Raw genomic sequence first — 24,723 nt, 5'->3', positions numbered from 1 at the left:
TTCATGAAACGCATACACGTCATTGATTCCCACACCGGCGGTGAACCCACGCGCCTGGTGATGCACGGTTTTCCCGCCCTGTCCGGCGACACCATGGTGGAGAAACGCGAGGCCCTGCGCACTCAGCACGATGCCTGGCGCCGCGCCTGCCTGCTCGAACCGCGCGGCAACGAAGTGCTGGTCGGCGCACTGTATTGCGAGCCGGTGTCGGCGGACGCCACGTGCGGGGTGATTTTTTTCAACAACGCCGGTTACCTCGGCATGTGCGGTCACGGCACCATCGGCCTGATCAACTCGTTGCAGTTTCTGGGGCACATCAAGCCTGGCGTGCACAAGATCGACACACCGGTCGGCCCGGTCAGCGCCACGTTGCATGACGACGGCAACGTGACCCTGGGCAACGTGCCCGCCTACCGCTACCGCAAACAGGTATCGGTGGACGTGCCCGGTTTCGGCAGCGTGTGCGGTGATATTGCCTATGGCGGCAACTGGTTCTTCCTCGTCTCCGAGCACGGCCAGACCCTGAGCATGGACAACGTCGAGCACCTCACCGCCTACACCTGGGCGATGCTCAAAGCCCTCGAAGAACAAGGCATTCACGGCGAAGACGGTGCGGTCATCGACCACATCGAACTGTTCGCTGACGATGCCCACGCCGACAGCCGCAACTTTGTCATGTGCCCGGGCAAGGCCTACGACCGCTCGCCCTGCGGCACCGGCACCAGCGCCAAACTCGCCTGCCTGGCCGCAGACGACAAGCTGCAACCCGGCGCACGCTGGGTGCAGGCCAGCATCACCGGCAGCCAGTTCGAAGGCCGCTTCGAATGGGAAGGCGAACGCATCCGCCCGTTCATCACCGGCCGCGCTTTTATAACCGCTGACAGCACCCTGCTGATCGACGAACAAGACCCGTTCGCGTGGGGCATCTGAGCCGCCGCGTTGACTATTCACCTCCCTTTGAATGATGTGCCAAGGAGTTAAGACAATGAGCGACAACATCTTCACCGGTTGCATGCCGGCCCTGATGACCCCGTGCACCGCCCAGCGCAAACCGGACTTCGACAAGCTGGTGGCCAAGGGTCGCGAGCTGATCGATATCGGCATGAGCGCCGTGGTCTATTGCGGTTCGATGGGCGACTGGCCGCTGCTCACCGAAGCCGAGCGTCAGGAGGGCGTGGCACGCCTGGTCGCGGCAGGAATTCCGACCATCGTCGGCACCGGTGCGGTGAACACTCGCGAAGCGGTGTCCCACGCCGCCCACGCGGCGAGCGTCGGCGCACAAGGCTTGATGGTGATTCCGCGGGTGCTGTCCCGTGGTGCTTCGGCCGCGGCGCAAAAAGCCCACTTCGCGGCAATCCTGCAAGCTGCGCCAAACCTGCCGGCGGTGATCTACAACAGCCCTTACTACGGCTTTGCCACCCGCGCCGAGCTGTTCTTCGAACTGCGCCGCGAGTACCCGAACCTGATCGGCTTCAAAGAGTTCGGCGGTGGCGCCGACCTGCGGTATGCCGCCGAAAACATCACCTCCAAGGATGACGACGTAACCCTGATGGTCGGTGTCGATACCCAGGTGGTGCACGGTTTCGTCAACTGCAACGCCACCGGCGCGATCACCGGTATCGGCAACGCCTTGCCCCGTGAAGTGCTGCAACTGGTCGCCCTGAGCAAGCAAGCGGCCAAGGGTGACGCCAAGGCGCGGCGCCAGGCACGCGAGCTGGAATCGGCGCTGGCGGTGCTGTCCTCGTTCGACGAGGGCTGCGATCTGGTGCTGTATTACAAACACCTGATGGTGCTCAACGGTGACAAGGAATACACCCTGCACTTCAACGAGACCGACACGTTGAGCGACGCCCAGCGGCATTACGCGGAAAACCAGTATTCGCTGTTCCGCCACTGGTACGAGAACTGGTCGGCCGAGCAGCATTTCGCCTGACCTGGCGCCCTCGCCTGCCGTGACGCCTTACGCCTCACGGCAGGCCTCACCTTATTCATCAGGAAGACACCATGACTCTGACGGGCCACATGTTGATCGGGCAACACACCGTCGCGGGCAATCGCGACGCCATTAGCGGCCTCGACCCGGCCACCGATACCGCGCTGGAACCGGCATACTTCGGCGGTTCAGCCGAGCATGTCGAACAGGCTTGCGCACTGGCCTGGGCCGCTCTGGACCGTTATCGCGAGACGACCCTGAGCGCCCGTGGCGAATTTCTTGAGCGCATCGCCGAGGAAATCGAAGGCCTGGGCGATGAACTGATCGACCGCGCCACCAGCGAAACCGGTCTGCCGCGTGCACGCTTGCTGGGCGAACGCGCTCGCACCTGCCAGCAGTTGCGGATGTTCGCCCGCACCGTACGTGCCGGTGAATGGCTCGATGTGCGGGTCGATCCGGCTCAGCCGCAGCGTCAACCGTTGCCGCGTTCGGACCTGCGCCAGCGCCAGATCCCGTTGGGACCGGTGGCGGTGTTCGGCGCGAGCAACTTCCCGCTGGCATTCTCGGTAGCCGGCGGGGACACGGCGTCGGCGCTGGCGGCCGGTTGCCCGGTAATTGTCAAGGCGCACGGCGCGCATCCCGGCACCAGCGAACTGGTTGGCCGCGCCGTGGCTCGGGCGGTTAAAGCCTGTGATCTGCCCGAAGGCGTGTTTTCGTTGGTATACGGCTCCGGTCGCGAATTGGGCATTGCGCTGGTCAGTGATCGACGAATCAAAGCGGTCGGCTTTACCGGTTCGCGCAGCGGCGGTCTGGCCTTGATTCAGGCCGCGCAGGCACGGCCCGAGCCGATTCCGGTGTATGCGGAAATGAGTTCGATCAACCCGGTGCTGCTGTTTCCGGCGGCCTTGCACCAGCGCACGCAGGCCTTGGCCGAAGGCTTTGTCGCCTCGCTGACCCTGGGTGCCGGACAGTTCTGCACCAATCCCGGGCTGGTGATTGCGCGCCAGGGGCCGGCGCTGGATGCCTTCGTTGGCCGCGTTGCCGAGCGCCTTCAGCACAGCCCGGCACAGACCATGCTCACGCCGGGCATCTGCAGTGCGTACAAGGCTGGCGTGAATGCACTGGCGCAAAACAGTCGCGCCCGGATCGCCGCCAGCGGTCAGATCGCCGGTGGCCCGAACGCGTGTCAGGCCCATGTATTTGTCACCGATGCTGCCGATTTCCTCACCGATCACAGTCTGCAAGCGGAAGTGTTCGGCGCGGCGTCGTTGATTGTGCAGTGCGTCAGTGACGCTGAAATTCGCCGGGTGATCGAACATCTGGAAGGGCAATTGACAACGACCCTGCAGCTGGATGACGACGACCTTGAACTCGCCCGTTCACTGCTGCCGACCCTGGAACGCAAGGCCGGCCGCCTGCTGGTCAACGGCTGGCCGACCGGCGTGGAAGTCTGCGATGCGATGGTGCATGGCGGCCCGTTTCCGGCCACCTCCGACGCGCGCACAACCTCGGTGGGCAGCGCGGCAATCCTGCGTTTCCTGCGTCCGGTGTGTTACCAGGACTTCCCCGACAGCCTGTTGCCGAGCGCATTGAAACAGGCCAATCCGCTGCATCTGCGTCGGCTGTTCGATGGCCAAAGGGAAGCGTCAATCCATGCCGAATAACGTCTCCCACGACATCGCCGTGGTCGGCGCCGGCATCATTGGCGTCGCCTGCGCCCTGCGTCTGGCGCGCCAGGGCCAGCGCGTGGTGGTCATCGACCAACAGGAACCCGGTCACGGTGCCTCGTTCGGCAATGCCGGGCATCTGGCCACCGAGCAGGTGTTTCCGATTGCCGATGTGTCGATCCTCAAACGCTTGCCGGCCATGTTGATGGACCCGATGGGGCCGCTGCGGCTGGACTGGAAATACCTGCCGCGTGCGCTGCCGTGGTTCACGCGACTGCTGCTGAATCTGCGCCCGGAGCCGTTTCGGCGAACCGTCGCTGGATTGCGCGCGCTCAATGAGTCCAGCCTCGATGCCTGGCAACGGTTGCTCACGGAGATCGAGCGCCCCGACCTGCTGAAAGTCGACGGTTCCTTGCTGGTATTCGAACGAGGTGAATCACGCCAGGCCATCGAAGCGCTTCAGGCGCGCCTGCGTCAGCAGCAAGTGCCGGTGGATTTCTGGCACGCCGGCGCGATCCGGGACGCGGCGCCGCAGCTTAGCGAACAGATTCAGGGCGGTTTATTCTTCCCGCGCACCGGCCACTTTATCGATCCGTATCGGGTGGTGGGCGAACTGGTCGAAGCAGCGAAAGCCTGCGGCGTGAGTTTCGTCAAACAACAGGTACAGGGCGGCGCTGTGCTGGAACACGGTGTATCGCTGGCCACCGCATCGGGTAGCCTGAGCGCGCGCCGCGTATTGATTGCCTGCGGTGCACACTCGGCGAAACTCACCGCCGCGTTGACAGGCAGGACAGTGCCACTGGACACCGAACGCGGCTACCACCTGATGCTGCCGACGGAGCACAATCGACTGCCCTTCGCGGTCACCTCGCTGGAACGCAAGTTCATCATGACGCCGATGTCCGAAGGCTTGCGGCTGGCCGGCACCGTCGAGTTCGCCGGCCTGGAACGCCCGCCGAGCATGGCCCGTGCGTGGCAGTTGCATCGCTTGAGTCAGGGCTTGTTTCGCAAGGATCTGAGCGCTGAAGCCGCGACGCCGTGGATGGGCTTTCGACCGTCGCTGCCGGATTCGCTGCCGGTAATTGACCAGGTCTGCGATGGCAAAGTGTTGCTTGCGTTCGGGCATCAGCATTTGGGGCTGACGCAGGCGGCGGTGACGGCGGAGATGGTCGTCGAGATGGCGTTATCGACAGCGCTGAATCAGGTGAATGATTTACCCGCCCTCTCGCCCTACAGGCTTGCGCGTTTCTGAATCAGCGAGAGGTACCGGCCAGCGATGAAATTTTCTGCCCTTGCCACTGGCAACGGCAGGAATCCGGGCTAGCTTAAACCGTACCTCTCCCCATTCTCCGTGGTCGTCAGCAGTCCGGAATAACGCTCTTCACAGCGTTGCAAGGATGAGAGTGTGTGCGCAAAACCCGCCAGTCAGCTCACTGGAGCGCAGCACCCATGGACGCCTTTGCTGGAACCACTGTTCCCTATCGCCCTCAGCCCTGCTGCCAACGTTTTGGGGTTCCCCCGCGATTTCCTGTGCCTGATTGAAACTCTCGACAATCACTATCAGCGAGCGTGAAAAATGAAAATCAACCTGCCCACCGTGGGGCCTATCGTCGGATTCACCGACCCCAATCAGACACGTTTGTTTCTGCGTGGCGAACTCGAGCGGGACGCGCACGGTCTGCGGCGCGCTTTCGGCGTTGTACGCTGGCGCAAGCTCGGCGGCCAGAAATGGTCAGATCCGCTCTTCAACAAACTGTCGCCGAACTTCGACATGACCGGTGTGTTCGCCATCTCCAGCCTGACCCCGTCGACCGTTTACGAGTATCAGGCGGGCTGGTTTTTTGCCGACGCCGAACTGGAAAAAATTGAACAGATCAACGCAAACCTGCTGGAGTGGCCGACACCGGACGCTGACTTCACCATGTCATTCAAAACCAGCACCACCAGCACCACGGGTACGCGAGGCTATGTGGTCGGCTCGTGTCGCTACCTGCTGCGCCTGTTTGGCGGGCTCTGGTATGACGACCGGGGCGACAAGGTCTTTCGCTCTGTACTCGAACAGATTGAAAAGAAAAAACCCGTCGACGCGCTGCTGATGATTGGCGACCAGATCTACGCCGATGACCTCAACTTCGTTGCCCCCGATACCCGCCTCGATCAGTTTCTGGAGCGCTATCGCACGGTGTTTTCACAGACCTACATCCAGCAATTGATGGCTCGCGTGCCGACGTACATGATTCTGGACGACCATGAAATCGAAGATAACTGGCCAGCCAATGCCGACAAGCAGGATCGCGTGACGCTCTATCCCCATGCCATCCACGCCTATCAAATCTACCAGAGCAGCCACAGCCCGCTCTTTAGCGCCGACCGCGTGGGCCGGATCGAAGGTACCCTTTCACACTTCTGGTACAGCTTCGTCGACGGCTGCTCGGAGTGGTTCGTCATGGACTCACGCACAGAGCGAGACTTGTCCGCAACGCCTCCAACCATGGTCAGCGAGACGCAACTCAAGGCGCTCCTGGACTGGCTGGGCAACGGTAGCCAATTGGTGAAGTTCGTCGTGACTTCAGTCCCGTTGTTTCCTGATCTGTTGAATGATGCCGACGATAAATGGGGCGCGTTTGCCGAACAGCGTCGCTTGATCATCGAACACATCCGCAACAATAAGATCAGCAAGGTGATCTTCGTTTCCGGCGACGTGCATTGCTCTTTCGTCAGCAAGCTGACCCTGGACAGCGATCCGAGCTTCAGTGTCCACAGCGTGGTTTCATCGTCGTTCTTCTGGCCGTACCCGCACATGAGTAAAACCGAATTCGCCTTCGACACCCAGCTTACCGGGATACCGGGCGGCAACTATGTCACTCGTTTGCTCTCGGACGTGTACTCCGACGATAACTTCGCCAGGCTGGAAAGCAGTCTTAAAGGGGTCGACGTAAACTTTTTCGAACGCAAGGGGGGATCCCTGGGACCGGCAACGAAAATCAAGTTCTAGCGCCCGGAAACACGAAAGCCTGCCCTCGGGCAGGCTTTCGATTGACGGCGCTGACTTCAGGCGTCGTAAAACGCCTCGACCGCCACCCGACTCCCCACAAAGAAACTGTCCGCCACCAGCCGCAATGGCTGCACATCCACATCACTGGCCTTATCAGCAATCAACTGCTGGAAATGCCGATACACCGCCGCATACTCACCCTCTTCCGACACGGTCTGGCGCACGCCGTCGATGCTCAACAGTGCACCACCGTTGTCCAGGCGCAGAACGCCTTCGGCACAGCGAATCTTGATGCTCCACAACTCATCGTGACCGTGGTCGAAATCGAATTCCGCGCGCACGTCGAGCTGCCGTGCGTCTGCCATTTTGATCGACGCGGCAATCGGCGACTGGCAGTTGTCCGGCACGCGCAACTCGGCAGATTCAACGAACAATGGGTGCGGCAGCAAGTGGGTCACGATCGACAAGGCATTGATGCCCGGATCGAATACGCCGAGGCCGCCGGGTTGCCAGATCCACGTCTGGCCGGGATGCCACTTGCGCACGTCTTCCTTCCAGTCGATCTGCACGCTTTGCAGGGTGCGCGAGGCCAGCCAGTCGCGGGCCGCTTCAATGCCGGGCGCATAGCGCGAATGCCAGGCGAACAAGGCACTGACGCCCTTCGCCGCAGCTTGATCGACCAGCGCCAGGGCCTCGCCCAACGTGGCGCAGGGCGGCTTTTCCACCAGCACATGTTTGCCGGCGGCGAGCGCCTGTTGCACCAGCGCGAAGCGCCCTTGGGGCGGGGTGCAGAACGCGATGGCATCGACCTGCGGGCCGTGTTCCAGCAACTCGCTCAAGGTATGAAAATTCTCCACACCAGGGCACGGCTGGCCCTGCGTGGCGACAGACACCAGCTGGAATCCGGGGTTGGCGTTGATCGCCGGGACGTGCTGATCCTGGGCAATCTTGCCGTAGCCCACCAGACCGAGACGGATTGGTTGCATCAGTGACTCCTGCTTTGCTTTTGTTTTAGTCAGTGAACCGGCAGGTTACCTGCAAACACCGCGATCGTCTGTCAATGCAACGTCACAAACACGCACAGGATCAGGCAAGGATTACACAGGAATGCACTACTGCCCGGTCGACCAGAACGTGAAGAATGCCGATACGACCAACCGATCGAGGATGTTCCCATGCTTGTACAAGCCTACGGCGCCCATGCGGGCGACAAACCCCTTGAGCCGATGCAGATCAACCGCCGCGCGCCTGCAGCCCATGATGTGCAGATCGACATCGCGTTCTGCGGCATCTGCCATTCGGACCTGCATCAGGTGCGCGCCGAGTGGGCCGGCACGCAGTTTCCCTGTGTACCGGGGCATGAAATCGTCGGGCGGGTTGCCGCTGTCGGTGCGCATGTCGCGGATTTCAAGGTCGGCGATCTGGTCGGCGTCGGCTGCATCGTCGACAGCTGCAAGCACTGCGATGACTGCGAAAGCGGTCTGGAAAACTACTGCGACGGCATGATCGGCACCTATAACTTCCCGACGCCGGACGCGCCGGGCTGGACGCTCGGCGGATACTCACAGAACATCGTCGTGCACGAGCGCTACGTGTTGCGCATTCGACATCCGCAAGCGCAACTGGCGGCCGTCGCACCGCTGCTGTGTGCGGGCATCACCACTTACTCGCCGCTGCGTCACTGGAATGTCGGGCCAGGCAAGAAAGTGGGGGTGGTCGGCATTGGCGGCCTCGGTCACATGGGCATCAAACTGGCTCATGCAATGGGCGCGCACGTGGTTGCCTTCACCACCTCCGAATCCAAGCGCGAAGCGGCCAGGCAGCTGGGTGCCGATGAAGTGGTGGTGTCACGTAATGCCGAGGAAATGGCTGCCCACACCAAGAGCTTCGACTTCATCCTCAATACCGTCGCCGCGCCGCACGATCTCGACGCCTTCCTCGTCCTGCTCAAGCGCGATGGTGCGTTGACGCTGGTCGGCGCGCCTGCCTCGCCACACCCGTCGCCGAACGTGTTCAACCTGATCATGAAGCGCCGCACGATCGCCGGTTCGATGATCGGCGGCATTCCTGAAACCCAGGAGATGCTGGATTTCTGTGCCGAACACGGCATCGTCTCCGACATCGAACTGATTCGCGCCGATCAGATCAATGACGCCTACGAGCGCATGCTCCAGGGCGATGTGAAATATCGCTTCGTGATCGACAACGCCACCCTGGCGGGCTGACGTGTGAGCCCCCGGCCATGCTGTCGGGGGCTCTTCAATTCTGTCGGCAGGATTTGACAGTCTCGGCGTTGCTCGCCAGAGTCGCACCCCTTTGCCTGCCAGCCAGCAGCAGGCGCGTGGTAAACAGGGGTTGCCGTTGAACGAACAGACATTGTCCATGCGCCTTGAGCGCGTGGCCGCACACATTCCGGCCGGTGCGCACCTGGCCGATATCGGCTCGGACCACGGCTATCTGCCGGTGGCGTTGCTGCGGCGCGGAGCCATCGCGTACGCCGTGGCGGGCGAAGTCGCCACGACACCTTTCCAGGCAGCGCAACGCACCGTGCGCGACAACGATCTGCACGAGCGCATCAGCGTACGCCTGGCCAATGGTCTGGCGGCGATCACGCCTGCAGACGCGATTACCGCCGTCAGCCTGTGCGGCATGGGTGGCGAAACCATCCGCGACATTCTCGACCGTGGCAAAACTCATTTGAGCGGCAAGGAACGGCTGATCCTGCAACCCAACGGCGGCGAGCAGCCCTTGCGCCAATGGTTGATGGACAACGGCTACCGGATCCACAGTGAAGAAGTGCTGCGCGAGAACCGCTTCGACTACGAAATCATCGTCGCCGAACGTGCCGGAGCGGTGAGCTACAGCGCCAAAGAGCTGTACTTCGGCCCCTTGCACCTGCAGGCACGCAGCCCGGCGTTCCTGAGCAAGTGGCGACACAAGCTGCGGCATAAGCAGAAGACGTTGAGCCAACTCAGCCAGGCCCGGCAAACATTGCCTGAAGGCAGGGTGCAGGAACTGAACCGCCAGACGCGATGGATCAGCGAACTGCTGACCTGAAGGTCCGGCACCTGACGGACGCTCGGGACAGACCGACACAGGTCTGGAATTCTGTGGCTCGCCGCATCAACTGCAGAGACGCGCAAGCGCAACCTCATGTTCGCGCTCACGCGTAACGAGGCAGGGCTCACGCCCCTGCAAGCGTCAAACGCTGAGCAATGTTTGCGTGGTCGCCATCGACGTCTTCAGCGATTGCCCGGTGCGCTGCAATTTGTTCAGCAGGCTCGCCCCCAGCCACAGCTGATACAGGGTCTCGGCCAAATGCCGGGCGTCGCCCTCAGGGAGGCAGTGGTCGGCCTGGCCCTGCTCGATGCACAGGGCAATGCGCGCGACCACGCGTTCGGCGCCGTCACGCAAGGTGAGGCGCATGGATTCGGACAAGTCGGCGACCTCGGCACTGAGTTTTACCACCAGGCATTCGTCGCCATGCCCGTCCAGGGTGCAACGGTTCTGCCAGCCCTGCCAGTAATCCATCAGCCGCTCGTAGGCGTTGAGGCCGGGCAGCGTCAGGCGTCGCTCCATGTCGGCGAGATAGTCGACGAAGTAATCCTCAAGCAACGCCTGGCCGTACAACTCCTTGGATTTGAAGTAGTGATAGAACGAGCCTTTCGGCACGCCGGCGGTTTGCAGGATTTCGTTGAGGCCGACACTGGTGAAGCCTTTCTCGGCCATCATTCGGTGGCCGGTGTCGAGCAAATGTTGGCGGGTGTCGTCGTAGGTCGGTTTCATGGGGCGTGCAGTACCAAACAATAGACCAGTCGTTTAATTCGATGGAACGGGAGTTTGCCACACCTGTCATTGAAAAGCCTGCGTAGAAAAAATTACTAGACGACTGGTCTAATTGGAAACTATGCTGCGCCCCGACAACTCATTTCCCGGTGCCGCCGCTGCGCAAATCCGTTGCGTCGCGACGCCACCCGATCAACCCCAGGGTGCTCTATGAAAATCTTGATGGTTCTGACTTCGCACGATCAACTCGGCAACACTGGCAAGAAAACCGGCTTCTGGCTGGAAGAGTTCGCCGCCCCGTACTACGCCTTCAAGGACGCCGGCGCCGATGTCACTCTGGTTTCTCCGGCCGGTGGCCAGCCACCGCTCGATCCGAAAAGCGATGAGCCCGACGCCCAGACCGCCGAAACCGACCGTTTCCGCAACGATCCGGCGGCACAACAGGCCCTCGCCAACACTGGCCGTCTGGCCGATGTACGCGCCGACGATTTCGATGCCGTGTTCTATCCAGGTGGCCACGGCCCGCTGTGGGATCTGGCCGAGGACAGGCAGTCGATCGCCCTGATCGAAGCCTTCGACCGCAGCAACAAGCCTCACGGTTTTGTCTGCCATGCGCCGGGCGTGCTGCGTCACGTGGTCAAGGCAGATGGCAAGCCGCTGGTTCAGGGCCGCGAAGTCACCGGTTTCACTAATTCCGAAGAGGCTGCGGTGGGCCTGACCGAGGTCGTGCCGTTCCTGATCGAAGACGAATTCCAGCGTCTGGGCGGCCACTATTCCAAGGTCGCCGACTGGCAGGTACACGTGGTGGCTGACGGCCAACTCGTGACCGGTCAGAACCCTGCCAGCTCCGCTGCCGTCGCCGAGAAGCTGTTGAACATGCTCGGCTGATGACTGACCGATCCAGACGCCGTGCGCGTGATGCACGGCGTTTTTTTTACGCTCGACCAATAGTTGACTGGTCTAATAAATCCTTGAAAGGTAACCCATGAACCACCACGCTTACTTCACGCCCGCCAAATTGGGCCTGCACACTCTGAAAAACCGCATTGTCCTGCCCCCCCTCACCCGCCAGCGCAGCAGCCAACCGGGCAACATCGCCAATGCATTGATGGCCGAGTATTACCAGCAGCGCGCCGGTGCCGGTTTGCTGGTGACCGAAGGTACGCAAATCGAGCCGCGTGGCCAGGGTTATGCGTGGACGCCCGGCATCCACAGTGCCGAGCAGATCGCCGGATGGCGCACAGTCACCGAGGCCGTGCATGCCGTCGACGGCGTGATCTTCGCCCAGCTCTGGCACGTCGGTCGTGTCTCCCACACCGCGTTGCAGCCTGACGGGGCGGCACCGGTGTCGGCGTCTGCCGTGGCCACCGACCGGGTCAGTGTGTTCATCGAAACGGCGCCTGGCCGTGGCGAACTGGTGCCGCCCTCCGCACCTCGGGCACTGAGCACTGACGAAGTTCAGGAGCTGGTTCAGCTGTATATCCAGGCGGCGCGCAATGCGATCGACGCCGGCTTCGACGGCATCGAACTGCACTGCGCCAATGGTTATCTGGTCAACCAGTTCATTTCCGCCCACAGCAACCTGCGCACCGATCAGTACGGCGGCTCGCTGCACAATCGCCTGCGTTTTCTGCGCGAAGTGGTGGCGGGAGTCGCCGAATGCATCGGCAAGGAAAAAGTCGGCGTGCGTTTCGCCCCGCTGTTCACCACCACCGATGAGGCGCGCACCTACCTGGGCATGGTCGAGGACGATCCGCACCGCACCTATATCGAAGCGATCAAAGTGCTCGAAGACGTCGGCATCGCCTACTTGTCCATTGCAGAAGCCGATTGGGACAATGCCCCGGCCATGCCGGAAACCTTCCGCCGGGCGGTGCGCGAAACGTTCAGCGGCGCAATCATTTACGCCGGGCGCTACACCCCCGAGTCCGGGGCGCAGTTGCTCGATTCCGGCCTCGCTGACCTGGTGGCCTTCGGTCGGCCGTTCATGGCCAATCCGGACCTGCCTGCGCGAATCGCCAATGGCTGGCCACTCAATGCGCTGAACCCGGCCACGGTCTATGGCGGCGATGCGCAAGGTTACGTCGATTACCCGGTTTATCCCGGTTAATCAGAAAAACCTATACAAACACATAATTTCGTACAACTATCTGAGCAGAGGTTTTATCGACTGCTGGCAACTTTATCGCCGCTCAACAGGCTGAATCCGTTCGAATGAAAGCAATCCACCGGCTGTGCCTGGTCCTCGGCGACCAGTTATCGTTCGATCTCGCCTCGTTGCAGGGGCTCGATCGCGAACGCGATACCGTTCTGCTGGTCGAGGTGATGGAGGAAGCCAGCCACGTCCCCCATCACCCACAGAAAATTGTCCTGGTGTTCAGTGCCATGCGCCACTTCGCGCAGGCGCTGGCCAACCAGGGCTTTCGCGTGCAGTACGTCACCCTCGACGACGCGCAAAACAACGGCAGCGTGCCGGGCGAATTGCAGCGTTGGCAGGCGCGCCTGAACGCGGATGAAGTGCACCTGACCGAAACCGGCGACTGGCGTCTGGAGCAATCCCTCAAAGACTGTGGCGTGCCGATCCATTGGCACAGCGACCGGCGTTTTCTCTGCACTCGCGGCGAATTCTCGGCGTGGGCGGCCGGAAAAAAACAGTTGCGCATGGAGTATTTCTACCGCGAGATGCGCCGTAAAAGCGGGCTGTTGCTCAATGGCGATGGCACGCCGGTCGGCGGAGCCTGGAACTTCGACGCGGACAACCGTAAATCACTGCCCAAACAGGTCAAGCCGCCCTACCCCCTGAGCTTCTCGGCGGACGCCATCACCGAGCAAGTGTGCGCACTGGTGAAAGCACGTTTCGCCGGCCACTACGGCTCTCTGGAAGACTTCAACTACCCGGTGACCCACGCCGATGCCCAGGCGTTGTGGGAGTATTTTCTCGATTTCGGGCTGGCCGGTTTCGGCGACTATCAGGATGCGATGGCCAGCGACGAACCGTTTCTGTTCCATGCTCGCATCAGTGCTGCGCTGAATATCGGACTGCTCGATGTGCGCCAGGTGTGCAGCGACGTCGAGGCAGCTTATTGGTCAGGCCGCGTGGCCCTGAATGCCGCCGAAGGCTTCATCCGCCAACTGATTGGCTGGCGCGAATACGTGCGCGGTGTGTACTGGCTGAAAATGCCCGATTACGCCGCGGGCAACGTCTTCGGCAACAGCCGGCCATTGCCCGAGTTCTACTGGACCGGCGACACGCAAATGAACTGCATGCGCCAGGCCATCGGGCAAAGCCTGAAACATGCCTATGCCCATCACATTCAGCGGCTGATGGTCACCGGCAATTTTGCCTTGCTGGCCGGCATCGTTCCGAGCCAGATCTGCGAGTGGTACCTGGCGATCTACATGGACGCGTTCGACTGGGTCGAATTGCCCAATACCCTGGGCATGGTCATGCACGCCGATGGCGGCTACCTCGGTTCCAAGCCTTACTGCGCCAGCGGTCAATACATCAAGCGGATGTCCGACTACTGCGCGAATTGCGCGTACAAGGTGAGCGAAAGCACCGCCGACAACGCCTGTCCGTTCAATGCCCTGTACTGGCATTTCCTGATGCGCCACGGCGACAGGCTGCGCAGCAATCAGCGCATGGCCATGCTCTACAAAAACCTCGATCGCATGCCGTCAGCCAAACAACAGGCACTCTGGCAACGCGGCCAGGCCTTGCTCGACAGGCTCGACAACGGGCAGTCGCTCTGAGGTCAGCCGACGCGCGACTCCACGGGTGCAACTTAACCATGAGGCGCCGTGTCAATGGGTGATCCGTACTCGTTCGCAGAACGTTGAATGAACCCAGACCCTGACCTCAATAAGGCATGAGCAGTGGACACTTTGAAACTTCTTACCCGTGAGGCGCTGGAGGCAGAGGTCATGCGTCTGCGCCAGGCACTCGACACCGGCTCGGGAGCAACCGGCGTCGGAGCCCCGCCCGATATCGCCGCGCAACTGGCCGCGAGCCGCACAGCACTGGCCAGCAGTGAGGCGCGCCTGCGCGCGATCTTCGAGTGCGCGATCGACTTCGCGATGGTCGTCACCGACCCGTTGGGCAAAATCACCGAGTGGAACACCGGGGCCGTCAACGTCATGGGCTGGACCGCCGAAGAAATGCTCGGCCAGAGTGTCGAGCGTTTTTTCACCCCCGAGGACCGCGCAGCCGGCCGTGTCGAGCTGGAGATGCAGCGCGCCCTGCAGGAAGGACGCGCCTCCGATGAACGCTGGCATGTGCGCAAGGACGGCCAGCTGTTCTGGGCATCGGGCGAGTTGATGCCGCTTTACGACGACAACCATTGCCATGGCGGCTTCGTCAAAATCCTGCGCGACCGCACCAGTGAGCATCTGGCCGGCCGCTCGCTGTTCGAAACCCAGGAGCGTTATCGCCTGGCGGTCAAGGCCACCCGCGACGCGGTATGGGACTGGGATCTGCGCACCAACCAGATCATCTGGAACGAAGCCCTGCAACAGGCGTATGGAATTGCCCCGGCCGCCATCGACTCGACCGCTGACTGGCGGTTCGCGCAGATCCACCCGCAGGATCGCCAAAGCGTCGAGGCCTCGATCCGCTCAGCCATCAACGGCAGCGGCTCGACCTGGAGCGCCGAATATCGCTTTCGCTGCCAGGACGGCTCTTACGCCGAGGTGCTTGATCGCGGCCACATGATTCGCAATGCCGACGGCCAGGCCGAACGCATGATCGGCGCGATGCTCGACCTGACCCGTTCGCGCAGTGCCGAAACCGCGCTGCGCCTGAGCGAAGAACGCTTCAGCACCATTCTGGAAACCATCGAAGCGGCGTTTGCCATCGTCAAGGTCAAATTCGACGCTGACGATCGCCCGGTGGACTACTTCTTCGTCGAAGCCAACCCGGCCTTCGAGCGTCAGGCCGGGGTCAATCTGCGCGGCAAATGGGTGACCGAGTTCGCGCCCAATCTGGAAAGCTTCTGGTTCGAAACCTACGGGCACGTCGCCAAAACCGGCGAACCGGCGAATTTCGAAAATTACGCCAACACCTTTGAACGCTGGTTCGACGTGCGCGCGGTGCGCGTCGGCGCCCCGGCAGATCGCCAGATCGCGATCTTTTTCAGCGACGTCACCCAGCGCCGTGATGCCGAAGAGCGCTTGCGGGTCAGCGAAGCGGTGGCCCGGGAAAACATCGAGCGCGTGCAACTGGCCCTCGCCGCCGGCGCCATTATCGGCACCTGGCATTGGGACCTGCCGACCGATTGCTTCACCGTTGACGAAGCCTTCGCCCGGGTGTTCAACCTTGATCCGGCTTTGGGTCGCGATGGCCTCAGCCTGGAACAAGTGGCGATGACCGTTCACCCCGACGACCAGGCCGCGCTCATCAGCGCGATCGACGAGGCAATTGCCCGCGGCGGCGCCTATTCCCATCAATACCGGGTGCGCGGCGCCGATGGCAAATACAACTGGATCGAGGCCAACGGCCGCGTCGAGTGCGCCGAGGACGGCACCCCGCTGCGTTTCCCCGGCGTGCTCATCGACGTCGAGGAACGACGCAACGTCGAAGCCGAGCGAGACCGTGCCAACGCCGCACTGCGAGCGCTCAACGACACCCTGGAACAACGCGTGACGGCACGCACCGCCGATCTTATGCAGGCCGAAGAAAAACTGCGCCAGTCGCAAAAAATGGAAGCCGTCGGGCAACTGACCGGCGGCCTGGCCCATGACTTCAATAACCTGCTGGCCGGCATTTCGGCAGCGCTGGAGCTGATGGAGAAGCGCATCGCACAGGGCCGCCTGAAGGACGTCGACAAGTACCTGGTGACCGCCCAAGGCGCCACCAAACGCGCCGCTGCCTTGACCCATCGACTCCTGGCATTCTCCCGACGCCAGACCCTCGATCCGCGCCCGACGGACGTCAACACGCTGATTGTCGGCATGACCGAACTGATCCAGCGCACGGTCGGCCCGAGTATCCGCCTGAAGACACTGGCGGCCGCCAACCTGTGGCCTGCTCTGGTCGACGCCAGTCAACTGGAAAACGCCCTGCTCAACCTGTGCATCAATGCCCGCGACGCCATGCCCGACGGCGGCTGCATCACCGTGGAAACCTCAAATCGCTCCGTGACAGTGGAGTCGGCGCGTACCCTCGATATTCCTCAAGGCCAGTACCTGTGCCTGTGCGTGAAGGACACCGGCACCGGCATGAGCGCCGATATCGTCGCCAAGGCCTTCGACCCGTTTTTCACCACCAAGCCACTGGGCCAGGGCACCGGTCTGGGGCTGTCGATGATCTACGGCTTTACCAAACAATCGGGCGGCCAGGTGCGCGTGCACTCGCAAGTGGGCCAAGGCACGACCATGTGCATTTACCTGCCACGCTATTGCGGCGAGACCCAGCAAAATCACGATGCCACGCACAACATGACAACCCCGCTGGCAAAAGCCGGGGAAACGATCCTCATCGTCGACGACGAACCGACGGTGCGCATGCTGCTGCGGGACGTGCTCAGTGAACTCGGCTACGTCGTGCTGGTGGCGGCCGACAGTGTCGAAGGGCTGGAGACGTTGCGTTCCAGTGCACACATCGACCTGCTGATCACCGATGTCGGTTTGCCGGGGGGTATGAACGGCCGGCAAATGGCCGACGCGGGCCTGGAAATCCGGCCGAAACTGAAGACCTTGTTCATTACTGGCTACGCTGAAAACGCCGTGCTCGGCAATGGTCAACTCGGCCCGGGCATGCAGGTTCTGACCAAACCGTTCGCCGTCGACACGTTAGTGGCGCGGGTCAGCAACCTGATTTCGAACCCTGGGGAATGAGGCTGTCGTGAGCAATCAACTGGATCGGCGCAATAACCTGTCACTCGACAGCCTCAATTTTTTCCTCGCTGACGTACGCGACGGCCTCGGACCGTACCTGGCGATCTACCTGTTGGCCGTACATCACTGGGACCCGGCCAGCATCGGCGTGGTCATGACCATTGCCGGGATCGCCGCGCTGATCACGCAAACGCCCGCCGGCGCACTGGTTGACGGCACCCGCGCCAAACGTGCATTGATCGCTATCGCCGCGCTGCTGGTGACTGGCAGCTGCCTGTTGCTGCCGTTCGTGACCTCCTTCAGTCTCGTCGCGTTGACCCAGGCCCTGAGTGCAGCGGCTGCCTCGATCTTCGCCCCGGCCATTTGCGCCATCACCCTGGGCATGACCGGGCCGCGCGCATTCACCCGGCGAACCGGGCGCAACGAAACGTTCAACCATGCCGGCAATGCCTGCGCAGCATTACTCGCCGGCCTGTTCGCCTACCTGTTCGGCCCTGTCGCCGTGTTCTACCTGATGGCCGCGATGGCACTCGCCAGCGTGATTGCCATTCACTTCGTTGCGGCAGACGCCATCGACCATGACGTCGCACGCGGCCTCAACCCCGCCGAGGCCGGCCAGCACCAACCTTCTGGCTGGTCGGTGCTGCTGACCAACCGACCGCTGCTGTTATTTGCCATTTGCTGCGCGCTGTTCCACCTGGCCAACGCCGCGATGCTGCCGCTGGTCAGTCAAAAACTATCGCTGACCAATCTGCAAATGGCCACGCCACTGACCTCCGCCTGTATCGTCGCGGCACAACTGGTCATGGTTCCGGCGGCCATGCTGGTCGGCGCGAAAGCCGACGTCTGGGGGCGCAAGCCATTGCTGCTCGCCGGTTTCCTGATTCTGCCGCTGCGCGGCGTGCTCTACACCTTGTCCGACGACCCTTACTGGCTGGTGGCCGTGCAGATGCTCGACGGCATTGGTGCAGGCCTGTTCGGCGCGCTGTTCCCGATCATGGTCAAAGACCTCACCCAAGGCACCGGCCACTTCAACATCAGCCTCGGCGCCCTGACCACCGTCTTCGGCCTGGGCGCTGCACTGAGCAACGGCCTGGCCGGATTCGTCGTGCAAGGCGCCGGTTACAGTGCTGCGTTTCTGACACTGGCAGGGATTGCGGGCGTGGCGGTGGCGGTGCTTTGGGCGGGAGTTCCGGAGACGTTACGGGGCGAGCCAAGTGTCGAAACTGCGCCGACCAATGTGGCGCTTGGCAGGTAGCATTGCGTTGCCCGCTCCCACAGATTTTGCGATGGTCATGAAACTGCGGTGTCGATCAGAGTCTGGTGGGCAGGTAAAGCACTGGCTGACAAGCCTGTAGAAATGGCGCCATGCTATGCTCTGAAAGAGAAAACAAGGGGTTTCCAAATGACTAGATCAGCCACTGACAGCGTTGCGACTGAAGTTCGCCTGCTCGCCAAAGAACACAAGGTCAGCGCCGATCGCGACAACCTGAGCTGCATGGCAGTGACCATTACACGCCTGGCGGGTGACATGGTGGAGCTGGACGGTGTTGAGCAATTGCTTGTTAACCTCAAAAGAAAAGGCGTGTTGAGCAAGACAGAGATCATGGCCCTGCAAGGACGCTATCTGCAGGAAAAAAGGCGTGGTAAACAGCAGCCCACCGCATGACTTTCGATCCCTTCGGCGATTTCGAAACTGAAGGTTATCTTCAAAACTCGCTCAAACTCAAAGATCCCATTGAAGTAAAGGAATCTGAGCATCTCTCCTTTGAAGCCAGTATCGACGACGCTCTCGCCTACCTCGCCAGGAAAAAGCCCATCGACTACCAAGCTGTCCTCAAAACACACGAAATACTGTTCTCCGGGTTTTACCCTTGGGCGGGTAAAGACAGGAATGAACTGGTCCCACATCTGGCCGTTTTCAAGGGATCGAAGGATGATCCTCATCACACGATATTTGAGCGTCCCGACCTTATCAAAAGGTCCGTCGAATATGCCCTTGAGCTCGCAGCAAACAAGAAACGCTTCCGAGCCAGGCCTGGCGAGGTAATGGGCCAACTGGCTTCTGCTCACCCCTTTCTGGACGGTAACGGCCGTACGATCCTGCTTGTCTACATGGAACTGTGCTTTCGGACCAAATTCGCCATCAATTGGGCAAAAACCAGCAAGGATGACTATTTGCGGGCACTCAGCGACGAGATTCGAGATCCGTTTCAAGGTCATCTGGATGGCTACTTGTCGCCATTTGTAATCGACATTTCCAGTCGTGAGGAGTGGCCGGAAATGATTGGCGGTATAAAGGGGCTGGATGGCCTGGATAAAGAAGGCATCACGTATGAGAGTCTGGATGATCCCGAGGTTCAACGCCTCTACAAAACGTATCGGGCAAAGCCTCTCGATTGATGATTAACCCCTTGCCTTGAATCGCCTCCCCCGTGCTTCTGAAACCGAAATAGAATCAAAAGCCCACTGTTCAGACAGGCTTTTGATAGGGCGAGCAACCCCAAGGTCACCCTTCCCATAACTGACCGCTAGTGGTTTATGGACGCGCGGCAACAACCGCTGACAAAAAAGCCTGCTTTTCAAAGCAGGCTTTTCCTTTGAACCGTGTCGGCTTACTTCTGCTGAGCCGTCAACGCCGCATAACCATTCATCAAGTTGCGATAGTTCGGAATCCGTTGCGACAGCAGGTTACCCAGCCCTTCGATGTCGTTGCGCCAGTCGCGGTGCAGTTCGCAGGCCACCGAGAACCAGTTCATCATCTGTGCGCCGGCCTGGGTCATGCGGTTCCACGCGGCTTGTTGCACGGTGGTGTTGAAGGTGCCGGAGGCATCGGTGACGACGAACACGTCGAAGCCTTCGGCCAGGGCCGACAGGGTCGGGAACGCAACGCACACATCGGTTACCACGCCGGCGATGATGATCTGTTTGCGGCCGGTGGCCTTGATAGCCTTGACGAAGTCTTCGTTGTCCCAGGCGTTGATCTGACCCGGGCGGGCAATGTACGGCGCGTCGGGGAACATTTCTTTCAGTTCCGGCACCAGCGGGCCGTTCGGGCCTTGTTCGAAGCTGGTGGTGAGGATGGTCGGCAAGTTGAAGAACTTCGCCAGATCGGCCAGCGCCAGCACGTTGTTCTTGAACTCGTTGGGCGAGAAGTCCTGGACCAGGGAGATCAGGCCGGTCTGGTGATCGACCAGCAGTACCACGGCGTCGTCTTTGTTCAGGCGGTTGTAGGTTGGAGTGTTCATCTGCGCGTCCCTTTTCAATGTTGGAAATTGTTGTTGCGTTCAAGTTGGGCACAGATTACTGGGGGGCCGGAAAAGGATAAATCCGTTGAAAAGCGTTTCACCGTCAACTCAAACAGGACAATCCAGGCGAACCCTGGCGGATAGATCCACGCACGCTTGAAGAATGGCGACGGATGCTCGTTATGAGCTAATAACACCTTCATTAATCGGTCGCTAAAACGTTGTACTAGGATAGGATCCAATGCAGCGCGTGTTTGCCGTTCAGGGAGATCGTCGGCGGCGCGGCTGGAAGTCTGTCTCTACGTACATTCATGGATGACGCATATGAATTCACACCTGTTTCCCCACATCGGCAAAGTGATTGCCAGCACCGGCAGCCGGCACTTCCCGCGCATGCTGCATGACCTGATCCTCACCCAGTTGGCAGTGGACGCCACGCACATCCGGCAGATGCGCGTCGAACCGGTGAGCCGCGCCGCCAGTCGTGGTGAGCCGGGGCCGGTCAAAGACTCGGCGCAACTGGCAGAGACGCTATTCTCCGAACACAGCGCTGCGGCGGCCCATGCGCCGCACGCAGCGGATTCTTCGAGCGTGGCCGATGCCTCGCAACTGCACCTGACCCGCCGTAAGGACGGTTTTCGCTACGTGATTTCGGTGTATCGCAATGCGCAGTCGCAGCGGTTTTCGGCGCAGGAGCGCAGCTTGTTGCAAGACATCTCGCCGGTGCTGCTGCCGATGGTGGAAAAACACATCAGCGCCCTGCAGCCGACGAACCATGACACGACGACGCCCGCCGAGGCGTCTGAAGGCAGCGGCCTGCAAACCCTGCGCCTGCGTTTCACCGAGCGTCTGGAGCAATTGGGACTGAGCCTGTCGAACCGCGAGACCGAGGTGTGCGTCGGCCTGCTGGCCGGACGTACCGCCCCGGAACTGGCGGAGCTGTTGCAGTTGAAGGTCAACACCGTGGAAAGCTATCTCAAACGCGCGGCGATCAAGCTGGGGATCAGCGGACGCCATTCGTTGATGCGCTGGATGTATTCACCTCAGGACACCTCGGCCTCCACCGCAGCCTGACCCCATCCGCAATCCCCCAAGGAGCTGCCGCAGCCTGCGGCAACTCCTTGGGGCAATCAGCTATTCAGTCACGGGCCAGTGCTTCGATTGGATCGAGCCGCGAGGCGTTGCGGGCCGGGACGAAGCCGAAGACGATGCCGATCAGGGTCGAGCAGATCACCGCTGTGAGCACCGAAGCGAGGGAGAAGACCATTTCCCATTCCTTGATGAACACCGAAAACAAATGGCCGATGCCGTACGACAGCGAAATCCCGATCGCTCCGCCCAACAGACAGACCATCACGGCCTCCACCAGAAACTGCTGACGAATGTCCGACTGCCGCGCCCCCACCGCCATGCGGATGCCGATCTCGCGGGTGCGTTCGGTGACTGACACCAGCATGATATTCATCACTCCGATACCACCGACCACCAGCGAAATCACCGCGATCAACGACAGCAGCAAGGCCAGCGAGCGGCTGGTTTTCTGCACGGTCTGCAAGACGCTGTCGAGGTTGTTGGTGAAGAAATCCTTGGTGCCGTGGCGCTGCTGCAACAACTGGATGACGTGCTCTTCCACCACTTTGCTCGGCTGGCCGTCCTTCATGCGCACGCTGATGCTGTCCAGATAACGCTGGCCCAGCACCCGGCCGGCGGCGGTTTCATAGGGCACCCAGACGTTGAGGGTCTTGCCTGAAGCGAACAGGTTTTTGTTTTCCGCAGCAACCCCGATCACCGTGCACGGCAGGTTGCCGATCAAAATCACCTGCCCCAACGGATCGACTCCCTCACCGAACAAACGCTGGCGGGTGTTGTGATCGATCACCACCACCTGGGCCTGACGCCGCGCATCGCTTTCGCTGAACGCGATGCCCTCGGCCATCCTGATCCCACGCACCTTGAAATACTGATCGCTGACGCCGTTGACCTGCGCATCCACGTCGATATTGCGATAGCGCAGCAACAGGCTGCGGCCAATCATCGGCGTGGCGCTGTCGACGTAGTACAACTGATTCAGCGCCGTGACGTCGGCGGGCACCAGGGTTTCAATGGAGGCGGCGCGCTTGTCGCCGTAACTTCGACCGGGAAACACGTCGATGGTATTACTGCCGATGGCCGCAATGTCCTTGAGCACATAGCGCTTGGCACCCTCGCCGACCGCCGAGATCGACACCACCGAGGTGATGCCGATGACGATGCCGAGCATGGTCAGCAACGTGCGCATGCGGTGCGACACCAGCGCGATCCAGGCCATGCTGAAGGCTTCCTTGAACAGGCCAAGGCTGGCCACCAGACGGCGCGTGGCGTTGGCTTTGGGGGTCACTGGTTCTTCACTGAGCAGGTGCGTGGTGTCACGTTCGTTCGTGCGGTCGCTGAGGATTTCGCCGTCGCTGACTTCGATGATGCGCTCGGCGTTGGCTGCGACTTTCGGGTCGTGGGTCACCAGAATCACCGTGTGCCCGGCCGCGTGCAGTTCCAGCAGGATGCGCATCACTTCCTTGCCGCTGGTGGTGTCGAGGGCGCCGGTGGGTTCGTCGGCGAGGATCACTTCGCCGCCGTTCATCAACGCCCGGGCGATACTCACGCGCTGCTGCTGGCCGCCGGAGAGCTGGCTCGGCCGGTGGCTCAGGTGCTCTTCCAGGCCCAGCCGCGCCAACAGCTCGCGGGCGCGGGCGTGGCGCTGCAGCTGTGGCGTGCCGGCATAAATCGCCGGCATCTCGACGTTGTGCATGGCGCTCAGGTGCGGCAGCAAGTGATAGCGCTGGAAGATGAAACCGAAATAGTCACGACGCAGTTCGGCGAGGGCCTGATTGTCGAGGTCGCGGGTTTCCTGGCCGTTGATTTTGTAGCTGCCGGCCGTGGCGTAATCGAGGCACCCGAGGATGTTCATCAAGGTCGATTTGCCAGAGCCCGAGGCGCCGATGATCGCGACCATTTCCCCGGCGTTGATCGTCAGGTCGATGTTCTTCAGGGCGAGGAATTCGCGGTCACCGGCGGTGAAACTGCGGGTGATGCCGCTGAGCTGGAGCAGTGGCTGCGTCATGCTCAGGCCCCCGCCACATTCGTCACCGGATCACCGATCACCACACGGTCGCCTTCGGCCAGACCGGCATTGACCTGCACCTTGACGTTGTTGTTGATCCCGGTCTGCACGTTGCGCGACTGGGCGTGGCCCTTGGCGTCGAGCACGCGCACCGGGAAACTGCCGTCGGCGTTGCGTGGACCGAGGGCCGCCACGGGAATGGTCAACACCGATTTGGCGGTATCGAGCACCACCCGCACCTGCGCCGTCATCGAGATGCGCAAACGGTGATCGAGATTAGGCACCTCGAACAAGGCGTTGTAGAACACCGCGCTGCTTTGCTTGGGCGTACCGGCCGCCGGGGTTTCGAGGAAATTCTGCGGGGCCGGTTCGGTACCGCGCAGTTTGGCGTAATAGCGTTTGTCCTCACCGAGAATGGTGAAATACACCTCCTGCCCCGGCGCGATGTGAATCACATCGGCTTCCGAAACCTGCGCCTTGACCGTCATGGTGTCCAGATCTGCCAGTTTCAACAGCACCGGCGCCAACTGGTTGGCGATCACCGTCTGGCCTTCCTGGGTGACGATGCCGACTACATCGCCGTCGATCGGCGCGACAATCCGCGTGTAGGCGAGGTTGACCTTGGCCGTGTCGATCTGGATGTGTGCGCTTTTGATCTGCGCCTCCAGCGACATCAGGTTAGCCTGCTGCACCTGATAGTTCGACTCGGCGGTTTCAAAATCCTGGCGCGAGATCGAAGCATCCTCCTGCAGGTTCTGATAGCGCTCGTAAATCGCCTTGGTCTGCTTGAGCTGGGCCTGGGTCGCGCGTTTTTGCGCTTGCAGGTTCTCTTCATCGACCTGGGCCTGACGCAGGGTGTTCTGCAGCACCAGCGGATCGATTTCCGCCAGCCACTGGCCCTTTTTCACTTTGTCGCCGACCTTGACCTTGAGCGACTTCAACTGGCCGGAGACCTGCGCGCCGACATCCACCTGTTTGATCCCTTCAAGCACGCCAGTGGCCAGCACCGCGTTCTCGATATCATCCCGCTCGACCGTGGCGGTCAGGTACTGCGGTGCCTCGGCCGGTGCCTGCACCGTGTAGAACACCAACCCGGCCACTGCCGCCAGTGCCAATCCCATACCGACTTTGCGCAACTTCGACTTTTCCATAAATGACCACAA

The 24,723-nt window shown here is 61.3% G+C and carries 20 protein-coding genes; 15 read left to right on the top strand and 5 right to left on the bottom strand.

All coding sequences use genetic code 11. The features are described 5' to 3' along the window. Nucleotides 1–3: 3 nt before the first annotated feature. The 5 genes from K5Y35_RS19865 (at nucleotide 4) to K5Y35_RS19845 (ending at nucleotide 6,595) form a co-directional block, all read left to right on the top strand. Nucleotides 4–930: a 4-hydroxyproline epimerase gene (locus tag K5Y35_RS19865; protein ID WP_222832698.1), complete on the top strand. Its 927-nt coding sequence runs from the start codon at nucleotides 4–6 to the stop codon at nucleotides 928–930. A gap of 55 nt (nucleotides 931–985) precedes the next feature. Then, nucleotides 986–1,933 (top strand): dihydrodipicolinate synthase family protein, encoded by a 948-nt coding sequence (locus K5Y35_RS19860; RefSeq protein WP_222832697.1) that lies wholly within the window; start codon nucleotides 986–988, stop codon nucleotides 1,931–1,933. Nucleotides 1,934–2,004: 71 nt separating this feature from the next. Further along, nucleotides 2,005–3,597, top strand: a complete 1,593-nt coding sequence (locus K5Y35_RS19855; RefSeq protein ID WP_222832696.1) for an aldehyde dehydrogenase (NADP(+)) — start codon at nucleotides 2,005–2,007, stop codon at nucleotides 3,595–3,597. Next, on the top strand, nucleotides 3,587–4,852 hold the full coding sequence (locus tag K5Y35_RS19850; RefSeq protein WP_186748152.1) for an NAD(P)/FAD-dependent oxidoreductase: 1,266 nt from the start codon (nucleotides 3,587–3,589) through the stop codon (nucleotides 4,850–4,852). The genes K5Y35_RS19855 and K5Y35_RS19850 overlap by 11 nt, the downstream gene beginning before the upstream one ends. A 324-nt stretch (nucleotides 4,853–5,176) precedes the next feature. Continuing rightward, entirely contained in the window at nucleotides 5,177–6,595 is a 1,419-nt protein-coding gene (locus tag K5Y35_RS19845; RefSeq protein ID WP_222832695.1) for an alkaline phosphatase D family protein, read from the top strand. A gap of 56 nt (nucleotides 6,596–6,651) precedes the next feature. Here the strand turns inward: K5Y35_RS19845 and K5Y35_RS19840 are convergent, their stop codons facing one another. After that, a complete protein-coding gene (locus K5Y35_RS19840) occupies nucleotides 6,652–7,581 on the bottom strand; it encodes a Gfo/Idh/MocA family protein (RefSeq protein ID WP_222832694.1) in 930 nt (309 codons plus the stop codon). A 189-nt stretch (nucleotides 7,582–7,770) separates the two neighbouring features. Here K5Y35_RS19840 and K5Y35_RS19835 point away from each other — a divergent pair, with 189 nt between their 5' ends. Beyond that, nucleotides 7,771–8,820 carry an NAD(P)-dependent alcohol dehydrogenase gene (locus K5Y35_RS19835; RefSeq protein WP_123462867.1) on the top strand — a complete coding sequence of 350 codons (1,050 nt, stop codon included), beginning with the start codon at nucleotides 7,771–7,773 and terminating at the stop codon, nucleotides 8,818–8,820. Between the two features lie 136 nt (nucleotides 8,821–8,956). Further along, nucleotides 8,957–9,652 carry a tRNA (adenine(22)-N(1))-methyltransferase gene (locus K5Y35_RS19830; RefSeq protein WP_315985701.1) on the top strand — a complete coding sequence of 232 codons (696 nt, stop codon included), beginning with the start codon at nucleotides 8,957–8,959 and terminating at the stop codon, nucleotides 9,650–9,652. A gap of 144 nt (nucleotides 9,653–9,796) precedes the next feature. On the opposite strand, the gene K5Y35_RS19825 is transcribed toward K5Y35_RS19830, so the two are convergent. Further along, nucleotides 9,797–10,381: a TetR/AcrR family transcriptional regulator gene (locus K5Y35_RS19825; RefSeq protein ID WP_222832693.1), complete on the bottom strand. Its 585-nt coding sequence runs from the start codon at nucleotides 10,379–10,381 to the stop codon at nucleotides 9,797–9,799. A gap of 210 nt (nucleotides 10,382–10,591) precedes the next feature. On the opposite strand from K5Y35_RS19825, the gene K5Y35_RS19820 reads away from it, so the two are divergent. From K5Y35_RS19820 to K5Y35_RS19790, 7 genes are all read left to right on the top strand, one after another. Then, a complete protein-coding gene (locus K5Y35_RS19820) occupies nucleotides 10,592–11,269 on the top strand; it encodes a type 1 glutamine amidotransferase domain-containing protein (RefSeq protein ID WP_222832692.1) in 678 nt (225 codons plus the stop codon). A gap of 97 nt (nucleotides 11,270–11,366) precedes the next feature. Further along, the gene (locus tag K5Y35_RS19815) at nucleotides 11,367–12,491 is read left to right on the top strand and encodes an alkene reductase (protein ID WP_222832691.1); all 1,125 of its coding nucleotides are present in this window, start codon (nucleotides 11,367–11,369) and stop codon (nucleotides 12,489–12,491) included. 104 nt (nucleotides 12,492–12,595) lie between these two features. After that, nucleotides 12,596–14,134: a cryptochrome/photolyase family protein gene (locus K5Y35_RS19810; RefSeq protein ID WP_222832690.1), complete on the top strand. Its 1,539-nt coding sequence runs from the start codon at nucleotides 12,596–12,598 to the stop codon at nucleotides 14,132–14,134. 171 nt (nucleotides 14,135–14,305) lie between these two features. Beyond that, entirely contained in the window at nucleotides 14,306–17,215 is a 2,910-nt protein-coding gene (locus K5Y35_RS19805; protein WP_222834473.1) for a PAS domain-containing protein, read from the top strand. A gap of 7 nt (nucleotides 17,216–17,222) precedes the next feature. After that, on the top strand, nucleotides 17,223–18,473 hold the full coding sequence (locus K5Y35_RS19800; RefSeq protein ID WP_222832689.1) for an MFS transporter: 1,251 nt from the start codon (nucleotides 17,223–17,225) through the stop codon (nucleotides 18,471–18,473). A 147-nt stretch (nucleotides 18,474–18,620) separates the two neighbouring features. After that, nucleotides 18,621–18,884: a hypothetical protein gene (locus tag K5Y35_RS19795; protein ID WP_123462970.1), complete on the top strand. Its 264-nt coding sequence runs from the start codon at nucleotides 18,621–18,623 to the stop codon at nucleotides 18,882–18,884. After that, on the top strand, nucleotides 18,881–19,618 hold the full coding sequence (locus tag K5Y35_RS19790) for a Fic family protein (RefSeq protein ID WP_222832688.1): 738 nt from the start codon (nucleotides 18,881–18,883) through the stop codon (nucleotides 19,616–19,618). Before K5Y35_RS19795 ends, K5Y35_RS19790 begins: the two co-directional genes overlap by 4 nt. A 212-nt stretch (nucleotides 19,619–19,830) precedes the next feature. Here K5Y35_RS19790 and ycaC read toward each other — a convergent pair whose 3' ends face one another. Then, nucleotides 19,831–20,463 carry an isochorismate family cysteine hydrolase YcaC gene (gene ycaC / locus K5Y35_RS19785; RefSeq protein WP_123462852.1) on the bottom strand — a complete coding sequence of 211 codons (633 nt, stop codon included), beginning with the start codon at nucleotides 20,461–20,463 and terminating at the stop codon, nucleotides 19,831–19,833. Between the two features lie 324 nt (nucleotides 20,464–20,787). On the opposite strand from ycaC, the gene K5Y35_RS19780 reads away from it, so the two are divergent. After that, entirely contained in the window at nucleotides 20,788–21,537 is a 750-nt protein-coding gene (locus K5Y35_RS19780) for a response regulator transcription factor (protein WP_222832687.1), read from the top strand. A gap of 64 nt (nucleotides 21,538–21,601) precedes the next feature. Here K5Y35_RS19780 and K5Y35_RS19775 read toward each other — a convergent pair whose 3' ends face one another. Both K5Y35_RS19775 and macA read right to left on the bottom strand, forming a co-directional pair. Continuing rightward, nucleotides 21,602–23,560, bottom strand: a complete 1,959-nt coding sequence (locus tag K5Y35_RS19775) for a MacB family efflux pump subunit (protein WP_222832686.1) — start codon at nucleotides 23,558–23,560, stop codon at nucleotides 21,602–21,604. Nucleotides 23,561–23,562: 2 nt separating this feature from the next. Beyond that, nucleotides 23,563–24,711, bottom strand: a complete 1,149-nt coding sequence (gene macA / locus K5Y35_RS19770) for a macrolide transporter subunit MacA (protein WP_123462846.1) — start codon at nucleotides 24,709–24,711, stop codon at nucleotides 23,563–23,565. Nucleotides 24,712–24,723 lie beyond the last annotated feature (12 nt).

Source organism: Pseudomonas sp. SC3(2021), assembly GCF_019856535.1.
Lineage (GTDB): Bacteria > Pseudomonadota > Gammaproteobacteria > Pseudomonadales > Pseudomonadaceae > Aquipseudomonas > Aquipseudomonas monsensis.
Note: the sequence above shows the minus strand (reverse complement) of the source record. Positions and strands in the feature narration are given on the sequence as shown.

Coding starts and splice junctions, on each gene's coding strand:
- K5Y35_RS19865 (WP_222832698.1), top strand. CDS start 4: ATGAAACGCATACACGTCATTGATTCCCACACCGGCGGTGAACCCACG.
- K5Y35_RS19860 (WP_222832697.1), top strand. CDS start 986: ATGAGCGACAACATCTTCACCGGTTGCATGCCGGCCCTGATGACCCCG.
- K5Y35_RS19855 (WP_222832696.1), top strand. CDS start 2,005: ATGACTCTGACGGGCCACATGTTGATCGGGCAACACACCGTCGCGGGC.
- K5Y35_RS19850 (WP_186748152.1), top strand. CDS start 3,587: ATGCCGAATAACGTCTCCCACGACATCGCCGTGGTCGGCGCCGGCATC.
- K5Y35_RS19845 (WP_222832695.1), top strand. CDS start 5,177: ATGAAAATCAACCTGCCCACCGTGGGGCCTATCGTCGGATTCACCGAC.
- K5Y35_RS19840 (WP_222832694.1), bottom strand. CDS start 7,581: ATGCAACCAATCCGTCTCGGTCTGGTGGGCTACGGCAAGATTGCCCAG.
- K5Y35_RS19835 (WP_123462867.1), top strand. CDS start 7,771: ATGCTTGTACAAGCCTACGGCGCCCATGCGGGCGACAAACCCCTTGAG.
- K5Y35_RS19825 (WP_222832693.1), bottom strand. CDS start 10,381: ATGAAACCGACCTACGACGACACCCGCCAACATTTGCTCGACACCGGC.
- K5Y35_RS19820 (WP_222832692.1), top strand. CDS start 10,592: ATGAAAATCTTGATGGTTCTGACTTCGCACGATCAACTCGGCAACACT.
- K5Y35_RS19815 (WP_222832691.1), top strand. CDS start 11,367: ATGAACCACCACGCTTACTTCACGCCCGCCAAATTGGGCCTGCACACT.
- K5Y35_RS19810 (WP_222832690.1), top strand. CDS start 12,596: ATGAAAGCAATCCACCGGCTGTGCCTGGTCCTCGGCGACCAGTTATCG.
- K5Y35_RS19805 (WP_222834473.1), top strand. CDS start 14,306: ATGCGTCTGCGCCAGGCACTCGACACCGGCTCGGGAGCAACCGGCGTC.
- K5Y35_RS19795 (WP_123462970.1), top strand. CDS start 18,621: ATGACTAGATCAGCCACTGACAGCGTTGCGACTGAAGTTCGCCTGCTC.
- K5Y35_RS19790 (WP_222832688.1), top strand. CDS start 18,881: ATGACTTTCGATCCCTTCGGCGATTTCGAAACTGAAGGTTATCTTCAA.
- ycaC (WP_123462852.1), bottom strand. CDS start 20,463: ATGAACACTCCAACCTACAACCGCCTGAACAAAGACGACGCCGTGGTA.
- K5Y35_RS19780 (WP_222832687.1), top strand. CDS start 20,788: ATGAATTCACACCTGTTTCCCCACATCGGCAAAGTGATTGCCAGCACC.
- K5Y35_RS19775 (WP_222832686.1), bottom strand. CDS start 23,560: ATGACGCAGCCACTGCTCCAGCTCAGCGGCATCACCCGCAGTTTCACC.
- macA (WP_123462846.1), bottom strand. CDS start 24,711: ATGGAAAAGTCGAAGTTGCGCAAAGTCGGTATGGGATTGGCACTGGCG.